This is a genomic window from Streptomyces sp. Q2 (assembly GCF_056820935.1).
The window spans coordinates 163,281-178,053 of the sequence record NZ_JBXEJE010000005.1 but is presented as its reverse complement, the minus strand read 5'-3'; the positions used below and the strand labels follow the sequence as shown (position 1 = coordinate 178,053).

The 14,773-nt window shown below is 73.2% G+C and carries 14 protein-coding genes; 10 read left to right on the top strand and 4 right to left on the bottom strand.

Annotation, left to right across the window (positions count from 1 at the left end; genetic code table 11):
* Window positions 1–28 precede the first annotated feature (28 nt).
* Both ACWBNA_RS07880 and ACWBNA_RS07875 read right to left on the bottom strand, forming a co-directional pair.
* Complete coding sequence (locus ACWBNA_RS07880; protein ID WP_482703492.1) at window positions 29–301, bottom strand: hypothetical protein; 273 nt, start codon at window positions 299–301, stop codon at window positions 29–31.
* The gene (locus tag ACWBNA_RS07875; protein ID WP_482703491.1) at window positions 298–525 is read right to left on the bottom strand and encodes a hypothetical protein; all 228 of its coding nucleotides are present in this window, start codon (window positions 523–525) and stop codon (window positions 298–300) included. Before ACWBNA_RS07875 ends, ACWBNA_RS07880 begins: the two co-directional genes overlap by 4 nt.
* A 141-nt stretch (window positions 526–666) precedes the next feature.
* On the opposite strand from ACWBNA_RS07875, the gene ACWBNA_RS07870 reads away from it, so the two are divergent.
* From ACWBNA_RS07870 to ACWBNA_RS07850, 5 genes are all read left to right on the top strand, one after another.
* Window positions 667–1,500: a M55 family metallopeptidase gene (locus ACWBNA_RS07870; RefSeq protein ID WP_482703490.1), complete on the top strand. Its 834-nt coding sequence runs from the start codon at window positions 667–669 to the stop codon at window positions 1,498–1,500.
* Window positions 1,493–2,806: a M20/M25/M40 family metallo-hydrolase gene (locus ACWBNA_RS07865; RefSeq protein WP_482703489.1), complete on the top strand. Its 1,314-nt coding sequence runs from the start codon at window positions 1,493–1,495 to the stop codon at window positions 2,804–2,806. The genes ACWBNA_RS07870 and ACWBNA_RS07865 overlap by 8 nt, the downstream gene beginning before the upstream one ends.
* 17 nt (window positions 2,807–2,823) lie before the next feature.
* Complete coding sequence (locus ACWBNA_RS07860) at window positions 2,824–4,947, top strand: prolyl oligopeptidase family serine peptidase (protein ID WP_482703488.1); 2,124 nt, start codon at window positions 2,824–2,826, stop codon at window positions 4,945–4,947.
* A complete protein-coding gene (locus ACWBNA_RS07855; protein WP_482703487.1) occupies window positions 4,944–5,867 on the top strand; it encodes a S66 peptidase family protein in 924 nt (307 codons plus the stop codon). Before ACWBNA_RS07860 ends, ACWBNA_RS07855 begins: the two co-directional genes overlap by 4 nt.
* Window positions 5,868–6,025: 158 nt before the next feature.
* Complete coding sequence (locus tag ACWBNA_RS07850) at window positions 6,026–6,601, top strand: GNAT family N-acetyltransferase (RefSeq protein ID WP_482703486.1); 576 nt, start codon at window positions 6,026–6,028, stop codon at window positions 6,599–6,601.
* Window positions 6,602–6,687: 86 nt separating this feature from the next.
* Here the strand turns inward: ACWBNA_RS07850 and ACWBNA_RS07845 are convergent, their stop codons facing one another.
* Window positions 6,688–7,038 carry a VOC family protein gene (locus ACWBNA_RS07845; RefSeq protein ID WP_482703485.1) on the bottom strand — a complete coding sequence of 117 codons (351 nt, stop codon included), beginning with the start codon at window positions 7,036–7,038 and terminating at the stop codon, window positions 6,688–6,690.
* Window positions 7,039–7,201: 163 nt separating this feature from the next.
* Here ACWBNA_RS07845 and ACWBNA_RS07840 point away from each other — a divergent pair, with 163 nt between their 5' ends.
* On the top strand, window positions 7,202–7,711 hold the full coding sequence (locus ACWBNA_RS07840; RefSeq protein ID WP_482703484.1) for a phage holin family protein: 510 nt from the start codon (window positions 7,202–7,204) through the stop codon (window positions 7,709–7,711).
* Between the two features lie 6 nt (window positions 7,712–7,717).
* Window positions 7,718–8,776: an SDR family oxidoreductase gene (locus ACWBNA_RS07835; RefSeq protein WP_482703483.1), complete on the top strand. Its 1,059-nt coding sequence runs from the start codon at window positions 7,718–7,720 to the stop codon at window positions 8,774–8,776.
* A 132-nt stretch (window positions 8,777–8,908) separates the two neighbouring features.
* Here ACWBNA_RS07835 and ACWBNA_RS07830 read toward each other — a convergent pair whose 3' ends face one another.
* Window positions 8,909–9,871 carry an LLM class F420-dependent oxidoreductase gene (locus ACWBNA_RS07830; RefSeq protein WP_482703482.1) on the bottom strand — a complete coding sequence of 321 codons (963 nt, stop codon included), beginning with the start codon at window positions 9,869–9,871 and terminating at the stop codon, window positions 8,909–8,911.
* Window positions 9,872–10,033: 162 nt separating this feature from the next.
* Between ACWBNA_RS07830 and ACWBNA_RS07825 the strand changes: the two genes are divergently transcribed.
* The 3 genes from ACWBNA_RS07825 to ligD are packed head-to-tail and all read left to right on the top strand — an operon-like array spanning window position 10,034 to window position 14,750.
* Entirely contained in the window at window positions 10,034–11,944 is a 1,911-nt protein-coding gene (locus tag ACWBNA_RS07825) for an NAD(P)/FAD-dependent oxidoreductase (RefSeq protein WP_482703481.1), read from the top strand.
* The gene (locus ACWBNA_RS07820) at window positions 11,941–13,791 is read left to right on the top strand and encodes a transketolase (protein WP_482703480.1); all 1,851 of its coding nucleotides are present in this window, start codon (window positions 11,941–11,943) and stop codon (window positions 13,789–13,791) included. The genes ACWBNA_RS07825 and ACWBNA_RS07820 overlap by 4 nt, the downstream gene beginning before the upstream one ends.
* The gene (ligD, locus tag ACWBNA_RS07815) at window positions 13,788–14,750 is read left to right on the top strand and encodes a non-homologous end-joining DNA ligase (RefSeq protein ID WP_482703479.1); all 963 of its coding nucleotides are present in this window, start codon (window positions 13,788–13,790) and stop codon (window positions 14,748–14,750) included. Before ACWBNA_RS07820 ends, ligD begins: the two co-directional genes overlap by 4 nt.
* Window positions 14,751–14,773 lie beyond the last annotated feature (23 nt).

Sequence of the window (14,773 nt, the reverse complement as noted above, 5' to 3'; positions counted from 1 at the left end):
GCGCGGCCCCCCCCCCCCCCCGCCCCGGTCAGTCCACCGCGCGGCCGCGGCGGTACGCCACCCGGCCCGCGGTCAGCAGTGCGGCCGCGACCGCGGCCACAAAGAACACGGTGACGCCGGTGGAGGCGAGGCTGCCGCCCGCGGTCGAGGTGCCCGTCGTGCCGGTGCCACCCGTCGTGGAGGTCAAGGTGCCGCCGCCGGTCGTGCCCGGGGAGGCGGAGCCGCCCGTGCCGCCGGTGTCACCGGTGCCGGGGTCGGTGTCCACCGGCTCCTGGCCGGCGAAGGCGACCGGGACCTTCACGTCCTGGGAGCGGTCGCCGGACAGGGTGTGCTGACGGCCGCCTGTGGCGGCGGCGCGTCCGGCACGTCCTCCCCGGGGACGGACGCGTCCCCGGCGTCCGCGAGCGAGCGCCCCGCGGCGGCCGTGAAGCGGCTGACGCGGCCCGGGCGGTGGACGCGGGCGTCGAGGCGGGCCTGGACGGGGTCCTGCTGAGCCGGCCCACGGACGCCGCTGGTGATCGACATCCTCGTCGACCGGATCCACGGGACGTGAGGAGCTCCAGGCTCGCCCGGGGCCTCGGCCGCAGGCAACCGCTCGCGGCCGGGGTGCGGCAGGAAGGGCGGCTTCCTGGCCGGTTCCCCCTGCGGCGCGTAACGTGACGGGGCATGAAGATCCTGATCAGCGCCGACATGGAGGGCGCCACCGGGGTGACCTGGCCGGCGGACGTGCTGCCCGGCACACCGCAGTGGGAGCGGTGCCGCTCGATGTTCACCTCGGACGTCAACGCCGCCGTCCTGGGGTTCTTCGACGGCGGCGCGGACGAGGTCCTCGTCAACGAGGCCCACTCGACGATGCGCAACCTCCTGCTCGAACAGATCGACGAGCGGGTGGAAATGCTCACCGGGCGGCACAAGTCCTTGTCCATGGTCGAGGGCGTGCAGCACGGCGACGTGGACGGCATCGCCTTCGTCGGCTACCACGCGGGCGCCGGTATGGAGGGCGTCCTCGCCCACACCTACCTCGCCAACTCCATCACCGGCGTGTGGCTGAACGACGTACGGGCCAGCGAGGGACTCCTCAACGCCCACGTCGTCGCCGAGTACGGTGTGCCGGTCGTCCTGGTCACCGGCGACGACGTGGCCTGCGAGGACGCGCTCGGCTACGCCCCCGGGGCGCTGAAGGTCGCCGTCAAGGACCACGTCTCGCGGTACGCGGCCGTCTGCCGTACGCCGGTAAGGACCGCCGCCGACATCCGGGCCGCGGCGAAGGAGGCGGCCGGACTGGCCGTGCGACACCATCCGGTCGACGGCGGACCGTATACAGTCGCCCTCGAATTCGACGCGGAGCATCTGGCGATGGCCGCCACCGTCGTGCCGGGCGTGACGCGTGTCGGGGAGCGGAAGGTGGCGTACACCAGCGGCACCATGTACGACGGTATCCGCGCCTTCAAGGCGGTCACCACGATCGTCTCGGCCGCGGTGGAGGAGCAGTATGGCTGACCAGCCCGAGCAGCGGGCACTGGACGAGGTCGTCGAGTTCACCTCCGACCTCATCCGCATCGACACCACCAACCGGGGCGGCGGCGACTGCCAGGAGCGGCCCGCCGCCGAGTACGCCGCCGCGCGGCTGGCCGAAGCGGGCCTGGAACCCGTCCTGCTGGAGCGCACCAAAGGCCGGACGAACGTCGTCGCCCGCATCGAGGGCACCGACCCGTCGGCCGACGCGCTGCTCGTCCACGGTCACCTCGACGTGGTGCCCGCCGAGGCGCGGGACTGGAGCGTGCACCCGTTCTCCGGGGAGATCCGCGACGGGGTCGTCTGGGGGCGGGGCGCGGTCGACATGAAGAACATGGACGCGATGATCCTCGCCGTGGTGCGGGACTGGGCGCGGCAGGGCGTGCGGCCCCGGCGGGACCTCGTCATCGCTTTCACCGCCGACGAGGAGGCCAGCGCCGAGGACGGCTCCGGATTCCTCGCCGACGAGCACCCAGGACTGTTCGAGGGCTGCACCGAGGGCATCAGCGAGTCGGGGGCGTTCACCTTCCACGACGGCAGCGGGCGGGAGCTCTACCCGATCGCGGCCGGTGAGCGGGGCACGGCCTGGCTGAAGCTCACCGCGCGCGGCCGCGCCGGGCACGGCTCCAAGGTGAACCGGGAAAACGCCGTCACGCGCCTCGCCGCCGCCATCACCCGGATCGGCGAGCACGAGTGGCCGCTGCGCCTGACCCCGACCGTGCGCGCCGCGCTCACCGAACTTGCCGCGGTGTACGGCATCGAGACCGGCCTCGCCGACGCGGACGCGCTCCTGGACAAGCTCGGCCCTGCGGCCGCGCTGGTCGAGGCCACCGTGCGCAACAGCGCCAACCCGACCATGCTCGACGCCGGTTACAAGATCAACGTGATCCCGGGGGAGGCCGTGGCGTACGTCGACGGACGGTATCTCCCCGGTTCCGATGACGAGTTCCGCACGACCCTTGACCGGCTCACCGGACCTGACGTGGAGTGGGAGTTCCAACACCGGGAGGTCGCTCTCCAGGCGCCGGTGGACTCGATGACGTACGCGAAGATGCGGGCCGCCGTCGAGAAGTTCGCGCCGGAGGGGCACGTGGTGCCGTACTGCATGTCCGGAGGCACCGACGCCAAGCAGTTCTCGCGCCTCGGCATCACCGGCTACGGCTTCGCGCCGCTCAAGCTCCCGGAGGGCTTCGACTACCAGGCCCTCTTCCACGGAGTCGACGAACGCGTGCCCGTCGAGGCGCTGCACTTCGGCGTCCGGGTACTCGACCGCTTCCTGCGCACGGCCTAGGCACACAGGGGGACGAAGTGCGGACGCTGGCCTACGGTTCCTGGCCCTCGCCCATCGACGCGGCGCTCGCCGCCGCGCACGACGGGCATCCCGAGTACGTCGGTTTCGTCGGCGACGAGGCGTGGTGGACCGAGCCGCGCCCCGCCGAGGGCGGCCGCCGCGCCCTGGTGCGGCGCGGCACCGACGGCACCGAGGAGTCCGTGCTCCCCCCGCCGTGGAACGTGCGCAGCCGGGTGATCGAGTACGGCGGACAGCCCTGGGCCGGAGCTGTCGTCGACGGCGAACCGCTCGTCGTGTTCGTGCACTTCGCCGACCAGCGGCTGTACCGGTACCGGCCGGGCGGCACTCCGCGCCCCCTGACACCGGTGTCCCCGGTCGGCGGCGGGCTGAGATGGGCCGATCCGCGGGTGCTGGCCGACCGCGGTGAAGTGTGGTGCGTGCTGGAGGAGTTCACCGGCGACGAGTCCGTCGACGTGCGCCGGGTGCTCGCCGCCGTGCCGCTGGACGGTTCGGCGGCCCAGGACCGGGACGGCGTACGCGAACTCACCGACGAACGGCACCGGTTCGTCACCGGGCCTCGCCTCTCGCCCGACGAACGGCACGCGGCCTGGCTCGCCTGGGACCATCCGCGCATGCCGTGGGACGGGACGGAACTGGTCGTCGCCGAGGTCGGCGAGGACGGCCTCTTCCGCGGGGCGCGGACGGTGGCCGGCGGGCCGCAGGAGTCCATCGCCCAGGTCGACTGGTCGACGGGCGGCCGTCTCCTGTACGCGGCCGACCGTACGGGCTGGTGGAACCTGTATGCGGTGGACGGTGTGCTGGATGCGGGCGGCGGTGTACCGGATGCGGAACACGGTGTACCGGACGCGGCCGACCGTGTACCGGACACGAAGAACGGCGTACCGGACACGGATGGCGGTGTACGGCCCGCAGCAGGCGGTGTCCGGAACACAGCGGGCGATGTGCCGGACGCGGAAGCCGGGGTACCGCTGTGCCCTCGCGAGGAGGAGTTCGGCGGCCCCCTGTGGAAGCTGGGTCACCGCTGGTTCGCACCGCTGGACAGTGGCCTGATCGCCGTCGTGCACGGCCGTGGCGCCACCACCCTCGGCATCCTCGACCCGGAGACCGGCGAGGTCGTCGACGCGGCGGGTCCCTGGACCGAGTTCGCGCCCACCCTCGCGGTGCACGGCGAGCGCGTCGTCGCCGTCGGGGCCAGCCCGCGCAGCGCGTACGAGGTGGTGGAACTGGACGCCCGGACCGGACGGGCCCGGGTGGTCGGCGCCGCCCACGACGACGCCGTGGACCCCGCCTACTACCCCGAGCCGCAGATCCGCACCTTCACCGGACCCGCCGGGCGCGACATCCACGCCCACATCTACCCGCCCCACAACCCGGGGTGCGTGGCGCCGGGCGAGGAACTGCCGCCGTACGTCGTCTGGGCGCACGGCGGACCCACCGGCCGGGCCCCGCTCGTGCTCGACCTGGAGATCGCCTACTTCACCTCGCGGGGCATCGGCGTCGCCGAGGTCAACTACGGCGGCTCGACCGGGTACGGCCGCGAGTACCGGGGCCGGCTGCGCGAGCAGTGGGGCGTGGTCGACGTCGAGGACTGCGCGGCCGTCGCGCTCGCCCTCGCCGACGAAGGGACCGCCGACCGCGACCGGCTCGCCGTGCGCGGCGGCAGCGCGGGCGGCTGGACCGCGGCGGTCTCGCTCACCACCACCGACGTCTACGCCTGCGGCACGATCATCTACCCCATCCTCGACCTGGCCGGCTGGGCGACGGGCGAGACCCATGACTTCGAGTCGCAGTACCTGGAGAGCCTGATCGGGCCGTACGCCGAGGTGCCCGCCCGGTACGCGGAGCGCTCACCCACCGAGCACGCCGACCGGATCGGCGCGCCCTTCCTGCTGCTCCAGGGGCTCGACGACGTGATCTGCCCGCCCGCGCAGTGCGAGCGCTTCCTGGCCCGCATGGCCGGGCGCCGGGTGCCGCACGCCTACATCGCGTTCGAGGGGGAGGGGCACGGCTTCCGGCGGGCCGAGACGACGGTGCAGGCCCTGGAGTCCGAACTCTCCCTGTACGCACAGGTCTTCGGGCTGAATCCGCCCGGCATCCCGACGTTGGAGCTCACCAGGTGAAGGAACTCGTACGGCCGTCCAGACTCGCCCCCGGTGCGCGGGTGGCCGTCGTCGCCCCGAGCGGGCCGGTGGCGGAGGACCGGTTGCAGGCCGGGCTCGACATCCTGCGCGGCTGGGACCTGGATCCGGTGGTCGCCCCTCATGTGCTGGACGTGCACGGCGAGTTGGGGTACCTGGCGGGCTCCGACGCCGAGCGTGCCGTCGACCTGCAACAGGCCTGGTGCGACCCGTCCGTGGACGCGGTGCTGTGCGCTCGCGGGGGATACGGGATCCAGCGGATGGTCGACCTCCTCGACTGGGAGGCGATGCGGGCGGCGGGACCGAAGGTGTTCGTGGGCTTCAGCGACAGCACCGCGTTGCACGAGGCGTTCGCTGTGCGGCTGGGCCTGGTCACGCTGTACGGGCCCGCCGCCGCCGGCGTCGACTTCGTGAAGAACGCCCGGGCGCAGGAGCATCTGAGGTCCACGCTCTTCGCCCCCGAGACCGTCGCCTCGATCACCTCCCGTGGGGTCCCTCTGGTGCCGGGGCGGGCCCGGGGCGTCACGGTGGGCGGCTGTCTGCGGCTGCTTGCCACCGGTTACGGCACGCCCCACACCCGGGCCGGCGCCCATGGCGGTCTTCTGCTGATCGAGGACGTCGGGGAGCGCCCGTACAGCCTCGACCGGAGCCTCACCCAACTCCTTCGCACCGGCTGGCTCGACGGGGTGAAGGGCATCGTTCTCGGCTCGTGGGAGAGCTGCGGCCCCTACGAGGAACTGCGTCCGATGTTCGCCGACCGGCTCGGAGCCCTCGGCGTGCCCGTGCTGGAGGAGTTCGGGTTCGGGCACTGTGCGGGGGCGCTGACCATCCCCTTCGGAGTGGCCGCCGCACTCGACGCCGACGCGGGCACGCTGACGCTCGACGAACCCGCTCTGCGCTGATTCCCCGCACCGAAACCGCAACCCGAACCCGAACCCGAACCCGAGCCCGAGCCCCAACCCCAACCCCAACCCCAACCCCAACCGCGACCCGTCGGGAAACACTCGTCCCGGCGACTGCCCCGCCGGTGGCCCGAGCCGGCGGGTCGTAGGGTGGCGGGATGCCGCACAACGCCTCCCCCTATCTCACCGAAGGCCCCCGCGTGGGCATACGGCACTTCACCTACGAGGACGGTGCCGAGTTCACCGCCCGGGTCCGCGAGAGCAAGGAGCTGCATCATCCGTGGCTCTTCCCGCCGGACAGTGCCGGTGCCTACGCGGCGTACGCCGGACGGCTGATCGAGGATCCCACCAAGGCGGGATTCCTGGTCTGTGAGAAGCAGCAGGGGGGTGCCGTCGCGGGGTTCATCAACATCAACAACATCGTCGAGGGCGGCTTCCAGTGCGGGTCGCTCGGGTACGGGGCCTTCGCGCACGCCGCCGGGCGCGGGCTGATGCGGGAGGGGCTGGACCTCGTGGTCGGGTACGCCTTCGGGCCGATGCGGCTGCACCGGCTGGAGATCAACGCGCAGCCCGGCAACGCCGCGTCGATCGCGCTGGCGCGCAGCTGCGGCTTCCGGCTGGAGGGCTTCTCGCCGGACATGATCTTCATCGACGGGGCCTGGCGGGATCACGAACGGTGGGCCATCACCACGGAGATGCGGGCTGCCGGCCGGCCTGTGCGCCGACGCGGATGACCCGCCTCCCGGACGAACGCCGTCGTGCTCCGGCCCGGCGCCTCGCACCGTGACGTGCCGCGTGGGGCGGTACCGGCCGCGGACCGCTACACCCCGCCGCGGTCCACGTACTCGTACACCGCTCCGTCCGGATGCATCGCGATCAGGTTGCGGCCCGCCGGTGTGGGGACCGGGCCCGCGATGACGCGGGCACCCAGTTCCGTCAGCACCCGGTTGGCCTCGTCGACGTCCTTGACGGCGATCGTCGCGGTGACCTTGCGCAGCACCTCCAGCTCGGCCTCCGGCCCGCTCATCAGCAGGAAGCAGCCGACCGCGGCGACCTGCACGCCGCCGCGTTCGAAACGAAGGGCTCTGCCGCCCGCCAGCCGCTCGTAGAAGGGGACCGCGGCCTCCAGGTCGTCGACGCATACGCGCAGCGTGGCTCCCAGAATGTCCATGTGGAGAGCCTAGTTGGGGCGGCGGGGAGAGTGAGATCGTTTCACATGATCCCCTCGTCGCCGCCGTCGTGGCCGCCCCCGTGAGGGCCGAAGCGCCCGCGAGCGGGGCGGGCGCCCCTGCCCCGGAGCGTTACCCGCCGATGGCTGCGGGTACCCGGCGACCATGGACCGCTTGGAGCATCTGGAGCATCTGGACAGGCACCTGGTCGACGAGCTGGCGCAGGTGGCGCGCGAGACCGTGCGCGACGAGCTGCGCGAGCAGACCCGCAGGCAACGCCGTAAGGCCATGCTGTACGGCGCGTCGGGCGCCGTCGCCCTGTACGCGGGCGCGGCCCTCGCGCTCGCCGTGGGGCTGGCCCTCGCCATCGGCCTGCCCGACTGGGCCGCCGCCCTGATCACCGCGGCGATCCTGGGCGTCGTGGCCTACGCACTGCGCGGCGCGGCCCGGCCCCACACGTCCCGCCCCGCGCCCCGGCACGACGCCGATCTGCCCGAGGGCGGCGGGCAGCGCGTCGTCGGTGGCAGCGCACCGGGCGTTCCGCCGAGCGGGCTCGGCATGCCGTACCCGCCGATGCCGCCCACCGCGCCCGGCGCGGGCACCCCGACAGCCGGCGGGACCGCGGCGCCGCGCCCCGACGACATCGACCCCGAGCAGCCGCACCATCGGGCGTGATGCGCGGTGCGTGACTTCCGCAAGGGCTCACTGCCCAAGCACGGCAAGGTCGTCGTGGTGACCGGTGCCAGCGGCGGCGTGGGCCGGGCCACCGCCCGGGCCTTCGCCGCCCGAGGGGACAGGATCGCCCTGCTGGCCCGGGGCCGCGAGGGCCTCGCCGCGGCGGCCGACGAGGTGCAGCGGGCCGGCGGTGAGGCGCTCGTCGTCACCGTGGACATGGCCGACGCCAAGGCGGTCGACGACGCCGCCCAGAAGGTCGTCGACGCCTACGGGCACATCGACGTCTGGGTCAACAACGCCTTCGCCGGGGTGTTCGCCCCGTTCACCGAGATCAGCGCGGAGGAGTTCCGGCGGGTGACCGAGGTGACGTACCTGGGCTACGTGTCCGGCACCCGGGCCGCGCTGCACCACATGCTGCCGCGCGACCGGGGCACGATCGTGCAGGTCGGCTCCGCCCTCGCCTACCGCGGGGTTCCGCTGCAGTCGGCGTACTGCGGTGCCAAGCACGCCATCCAGGGCTTCAACGAGTCGTTGCGTTGCGAGCTGCTGCACACCGGCAGCGGTGTCCGTACGACGATGGTGCAGCTGCCCGCCGTCAACACCCCGCAGTTCGACTGGGTGTTGAGCCGGATGCCGGGCCGGGCACGGCCGGTCGCGCCGGTGTTCCAGCCGGAGGTCGCCGCACGGGCGATCGTGCACGCGGCCTCGCACGGGCGGCGGCGCGAGTACTGGGTCGGCGGGTCCACCGTGGCCGCGCTGATCGCCAACGCGGTCGCGCCCGGGCTGCTGGACCGCTATCTGGCGCGGACCGGGTTCGACTCGCAGCAGGACGCACAGACCGAAGCCGAACACGGCGGTGCCCCCGGCAACCTGTGGGCGCCGGCGGACGGGCCGCACGGGCACGACTTCGGCGCGCACGGCCGTTTCGACGGCGAGTCGGCGTCCGGGAGCCCGCAGGACTGGGTGTCCCGGAACCGGGGGCGGATGGGAGCCGGGCTGGTGGTCGCCGGTGGGCTGGGGGCCGTGGTGACGGCGGGGCTGCGTCGGGGGGCCGGCCACCGTTGAGGCGGCGACCAAGCAGGCAAGCAGGTGAGAGGTGACCTCGGCGACCACCACGGTCGCGCTGTCCCAGGCCGGCGTGCCGTCGGCCCGGGGGCGTCGGTCGGCACGGTGTCGCGGACACGCCGGGCCGGATCCTCAGGAGGCCTGCTGGAGCTGCGGCAGCACCTTGGTGCGGTAGAAGTCGAAGAAGCCGCGCGTGTCCGGGCCGATCTGGTTGACGTACACGGCGTCGAAGCCGGCGTCGGCGAACTGCTTCAGCTCCGCCACGTGCTCGTCCACGTCGTCGCCGCACACCCGGTTCTCCCGGACCATGTCCTCGGTGACCAGCGTCTGCGCCTGCTCGAAGTGCTTCGGCGAGGGCAGCACCTGGCTCAGCTCACCGGGCAGCTGCTCGTTGGCCCACAGCCGGTGGACGGTGCGTACGGCCTCGTCCTTGTCGGTGTCGTAGCAGACCTTGGTGCCGCCGCTGACCCGCTTTCCGCCGCCTCCGCCCTTGCGGTACTGCTCGACCATCGACGCGTCCGGCATCATCGTGATGTAGCCGTCGCCGACCCGGCCGGCAAGCTTGGTCGCCGCCGGTCCGAAGCCGGAGATGTCGATCGGGACGGGCTCGTCGGGGACGGTGTACAGGCGGGCGTTCTCCACCGTGTAGTGCGGGCCGTGGTGGTTGACCTCCTCGCCGGTGAACAGCCGGCGCATGATCTGGATGGACTCCTCCAGCATCTCCAGGCGTACGTGGGCGGGCGGCCAGGCGTCGCCGAGGACGTGCTCGTTGAGCGCCTCACCGCTGCCGACGCCCAGCCGGAAGCGGCCCTCGGTCATCACTGCGCTGGTCGCCGCGGCCTGCGCCACCACCGCCGGGTGCATGCGCACGGTCGGGCAGGTCACGGCCGTCTCGACGGGCAGGGACACGGCCTCGGACAGTGCGCCGATCACCGACCACACGAAGGGGCTCTGGCCCTGCGCGTCGTTCCACGGGTGGTAGTGGTCGGAGATCCACAGCGACTGGAACCCGGCCTGTTCGGCCATCCGGGCCTGCTCGATGAGCTCCGCGGGACCGTACTGCTCGCACGAGAGGAAGTAGCCGTACTCGGGCATGGGGGGTGTGCCTCCACGAGGTGGGCGGGTGGTTCGCCGTCCCGAGTACCCGGCCGTCCGGGCGGAAACCGGGCCCATGCGGCCGGCGGCGCACGTTTGGGTGCCCCGGCCAGGGGGACGCGGAAGGCTCCCGAGGTACGCGACCAGCCCCGGAGGCGAACCGTGAGTCGACCCCGCATCGTGATCGTCGGTGCCGGCTTCGCCGGATACCGGACGGCCCGAGAACTGTCCCGGATGTCCCGCGGCAAGGCCGACATCACCCTGCTGAACCCGACCGACTACTTCCTCTACCTGCCCCTGCTGCCCCAGGTCGCCGCCGGGGTCCTGGAGCCCCGCCGGGTCACGGTCTCCCTGTCGGGCACCCTGCCGCGAGTCCGCCTGGTGCTCGGCGAGGCCGACGGAATCGACCTCGACGGGCAGACCGTGCACTACACCGACCCCGAGGGCGGCGAGGGCACCCTGCCGTACGACCGGCTCGTGCTCGCCGTCGGCAGCGTCAACAAGCTGCTTCCGATCCCCGGCGTCGCCGAACACGCGCACGGCTTCCGCGGACTGCCCGAGGCGCTGTACCTGCGCGACCACGTCACCCGGCAGGTGGAGCTCGCCGCCGCGGCCGAGGACCCGGAAAGCTGCGCCGCACGCTGCACCTTCGTGGTGGTCGGCGCCGGCTACACCGGCACGGAGGTCGCCGCGCACGGGCAGCTGTACACCGACGCGCAGGTGCGCAAGCACCCCCTGCGGGAGGGCATGCGGCCCCGCTGGCTGCTCCTCGACGTCGCGCCGCGCGTCCTGCCCGAACTGGACGAGCACCTGTCCCGCACCGCCGACCGCACCCTGCGGGAGCGGGGCGTGGAGGTGCGCATGGGGACCTCCGTGAAGGAGGCCACACCGAACGGGGTGCTGCTGACGGACGGCGAGTTCGTCGAGACGCGGACGCTGGTGTGGTGCGTGGGCGTACGGCCGGATCCGCTCGTCGAGAGCACCGGGCAGCCCCTGGAGCGTGGGCGGATCATCGTCGACCCGTACCTGCAACTCCCGGGCCGGCCCGAGGTGTTCGCGTGCGGGGACGCTGCCGCCGTACCGGATCTGAACAACCCTGGGAAGTACACGCCGATGACCGCGCAGCACGCCTGGCGGCACGGCAGGACGGTGGCCCGTAACGTCGCCGCCTCGCTCGGCGTCGGGGAGAAGCGGCCCTACCGGCACAAGGACCTCGGGTTCGTGGTGGACCTGGGCGGCGCGAAGGCCGCCGCCAACCCGCTCGGCATCCCGCTGTCCGGGCCGGCCGCCGGTGCGGTCACCCGTGGCTACCACCTCGCGGCGATGCCCGGCAACCGGGTCCGGGTCGCCGCGGACTGGCTGCTGGATTCCGTACTGCCCCGCCAGGCCGTCCAGTTGGGGCTCGTACGGTCATGGTCGGTGCCCCTCGACACGGCGTCGCCGGAACTGCCACGGATGCCGGGCGGGGCGGAGCGGCGGCAGGACAGGCAGGGCCGGCAGGACCGGCAGGGTAGGCAGGACGGGCCGAGCCGGCGGAAGGACAGGCAGGAAGCGGAGGCCCGGTCGGGGCCCGGCGCGGCGACGGCGGAGGACACGAAGCCGGAACGACCGGCGTCCGAGCCGGCCGCCGAGCCGGCCAGGAGCCAGCCGGGTTCTGAGCCGGCCAGGAGCCAGCCGGGTTCTGAGCCGGCCAGGAGCCAGCCGGGTTCTGAGCCGGCCAGGAACCAGCCGGGTTCCGAGCCGGCCAGGAACCAGCCAGGTCCCGAGCCGGCGAAGAATCAGCCAGGTTCTGAGCCGGCGAAGAACCAGCCGGGCCCTGCCCCCGCCCAGAACCAGCCGGGCCCTGCCCCCGCCCAGAACCAGCCGGGCCCTGCCCCCGCCCAGAACCAGCCGGGCCCCGCCCCCGCCCAGAACCAGCCGGGCCCTGCCCCCGCCCAGAACCAGCCCGGCCCTGCCCCCGCCGCGGACCGGCCCGGTGGTGCATCCGCCGGGGACCAACCCGCCGATGAGACCCGCGACGCCCCCCGGCCCGTCCGGCGCGCCGACGAAACCCCCGCTGAAGGAGACTCATGAACACCCGTGAACTCGTCGAACTGGCCCAGCAGTTGCGCGTCGACAGCGTGCGTGCCTCGGCCGCCGCGGGCTCCGGGCACCCGACCTCGTCGATGTCCGCCGCGGACCTGATGGCCGTACTGCTCGCCAACCACTTCCGCTACGACTTCGACCGCCCCGCCCACCCGGGCAACGACCGCTTCGTCCTGTCCAAGGGGCACGCCTCGCCCCTGCTGTACTCCGCCTACAAGGCGGCCGGCGCCGTCGACGACGAGGAACTGCTGACGTTCCGCAAGCTCGGCAGCCGGCTCGAAGGGCATCCGACGCCCCGGCGGCTGCCGTGGGTCGAGACGGCCACCGGCTCGCTCGGGCAGGGGCTGCCGGTCGGCGTGGGTATCGCGCTGTCCGGCAAGCGCCTCGACCGCACCGGCTACCGGGTGTGGGTGCTGTGCGGTGACAGCGAGATGGCCGAGGGCTCGGTGTGGGAGGCCGCCGAGCACGCCGGCCACGAGCACCTCGACAACCTCACCGCGATCGTCGACGTCAACCGGCTCGGCCAGCGCGGCCCGACCCGGCACGGCCACGACCTCGACGCCTACGCGCGCCGCTTCCAGGCCTTCGGCTGGCACACCGTCGAGGTGGACGGCCACGACGTCGACGCCATCGACCGGGCGTACGGCGAGGCGGTCTCCACCGCGGGGCAGCCGACCGCGATCCTCGCCCGCACCCTCAAGGGCAAGGGGGTCGCCGACGTCGAGGACCGGGAAGGTCTGCACGGCAAGCCGCTGAAGAAGGCCGACGAGGCCATCGACGAGCTCGGCGGGGTGCGGGACATCCGCGTCGATGTGCACGAGCCGCCGGCCGCCCGCATGCTGCACGCCGTGCGCGCGGGACACCTGGAACTGCCGCGCTGGGACAAGGGCGGCGATGACGTGGCCACCCGCGACGCGTTCGGGCAGGCCCTCGCGGCGCTCGGCACCGGACGCGGTGACGTGGTCGCCCTCGACGGTGAGGTCGGCGACTCCACGCGCGCGGAGTTCTTCGCCAAGGAGCACCCCGACCGCTACTTCGAGTGCTACATCGCCGAACAGCAGATGGTCGCCGCCGCCGTCGGACTCGCCGCGCGTGGCTGGGTGCCGTACGCCTCCACCTTCGCCGCCTTCCTGACGCGGGCGTACGACTTCATCCGCATGGCGTCCATCAGCGGTTCCGGCATCAACCTGGTCGGCTCGCACGCGGGTGTCGCGATCGGCCAGGACGGGCCCAGCCAGATGGGTCTGGAGGACCTGGCGATGATGCGGGCGATCCACGGCTCGACCGTGCTGTACCCGTGCGACGCCAACCAGACCGCACACCTCGTCGCCGAGATGGCGGGCCTGGAGGGCGTCCGTTACCTGCGGACCTCGCGCGGCGAGAGCCCGGTGATCTACGGGCCCGACGAGGAGTTCCCGATCGGCGGCAGCAAGGTGCTGCGCTCTTCCGGCGAGGACCGGATGACCATCGTCGCGGCGGGCGTCACCGTGCCCGAGGCGCTGGCCGCCGCCGACGCGCTGGAGCAGGAGGGCATCCGGGTCCGGGTGATCGACCTGTACTCGGTCAAGCCCGTCGACCGGCTCACCCTGCGCCGGGCCGCCGAGGAGACCGGCTGCCTGGTGACGGTGGAGGACCACCACGAGGAGGGTGGTATCGGTGACGCCGTGCTCGACGCCTTCCTCGACGGGCGGCCCGTACCGCGGCTGGTGCGCCTCGCCGTCCGCACGATGCCCGGCTCCGGGTCCCCGGACGAGCAGCTGCACGCCGCGGGCATCGACGCCCAGTCGATCGCGGCGGCCGGGAAGCTGCTGGTGGAGGAGGCGGTCGTGCGGTGAGCGGCGACGGACCTCGCACTGTCCGGGCGGGGCGGCGCACCGTTCAGGTGCACCGCCCGGACAAGGTGCTCTTCCCCGGGGACGGCGGCGCGAAGGAGTACACCAAGAGCGACCTCGTCGACTACTACCGCTCGGTCGCCCCCTTCATGCTGCCGCACCTGCGCGGCCGCCCGTTGATGCTGGAGCGGCACCCGGACGGCGTCGGCGGACCCCGGTTCATGCAGAAGAACACTCCGGAGAACTACCCGGAGTGGATCACCCGGGCCGAGCTGGCCAAGGAAGGCGGCACCGTCTGCCACACCGTGTGCGAGGACACCGCCACCCTGCTCTACCTCGCCGACCAGGCAGCCCTCACCCTGCACCGCTGGCTGTCCCGCGTCGGACGGGCGGACCGGCCCGACCGGATGGTCTTCGACCTGGACCCGTACGGGGACGCGGGGGGTTCCGCAGGCTCCGCGGACTCGGGGGCCCAGTTCGCGGCGGTGCGCGAGGCGGCCGTGCTGCTGGGGGAGCTGCTCGACGAGCTGAAACTGCCCTCTGCGCTGATGACCACCGGCTCGCGCGGGCTGCACGTGATCGTGCCGGTCGACGGGCGCCACGACTTCGACGAGGTGCGGGCCTTCGCCCGGGACGTCGCCGACACCCTCGTCGCCGGCCACCCCGACCGGCTGACGACCGCGGCCCGCAAGAAGGAGCGCGGCGAGCGGCTCTACCTCGACGTGCAGCGCAACGCCTACGCGCAGACCGCGGTCGCGCCCTACACGGTCCGCGCCACGCGGGGCGCGCCGGTGGCGACCCCCCTCGCCTGGAGCCAGCTCGACGACCCGGACCTCGACGCCCGCCGCTGGACCATCGGCGACGCCGTCGACCAGGCCCGCACGAACCCGTGGGCCGGTGTGATGAACCGGGGGAGGGCGCTCGGCCCTGCCAGACGTCGGCTGAACGCATTGCGTGGCTGACGCATGTACCCCCTCTGACCAGG

Excerpts from the sequence above, each read along its gene's own strand:
- ACWBNA_RS07820 (WP_482703480.1), top strand. The coding sequence starts at position 11,941 with ATGAACACCCGTGAACTCGTCGAACTGGCCCAGCAGTTGCGCGTCGAC.
- ACWBNA_RS07830 (WP_482703482.1), bottom strand. The coding sequence starts at position 9,871 with ATGCCCGAGTACGGCTACTTCCTCTCGTGCGAGCAGTACGGTCCCGCG.
- ACWBNA_RS07865 (WP_482703489.1), top strand. The coding sequence starts at position 1,493 with ATGGCTGACCAGCCCGAGCAGCGGGCACTGGACGAGGTCGTCGAGTTC.
- ACWBNA_RS07850 (WP_482703486.1), top strand. The coding sequence starts at position 6,026 with ATGCCGCACAACGCCTCCCCCTATCTCACCGAAGGCCCCCGCGTGGGC.
- ACWBNA_RS07845 (WP_482703485.1), bottom strand. The coding sequence starts at position 7,038 with ATGGACATTCTGGGAGCCACGCTGCGCGTATGCGTCGACGACCTGGAG.
- ACWBNA_RS07840 (WP_482703484.1), top strand. The coding sequence starts at position 7,202 with ATGGACCGCTTGGAGCATCTGGAGCATCTGGACAGGCACCTGGTCGAC.
- ACWBNA_RS07875 (WP_482703491.1), bottom strand. The coding sequence starts at position 525 with ATGTCGATCACCAGCGGCGTCCGTGGGCCGGCTCAGCAGGACCCCGTC.
- ACWBNA_RS07870 (WP_482703490.1), top strand. The coding sequence starts at position 667 with ATGAAGATCCTGATCAGCGCCGACATGGAGGGCGCCACCGGGGTGACC.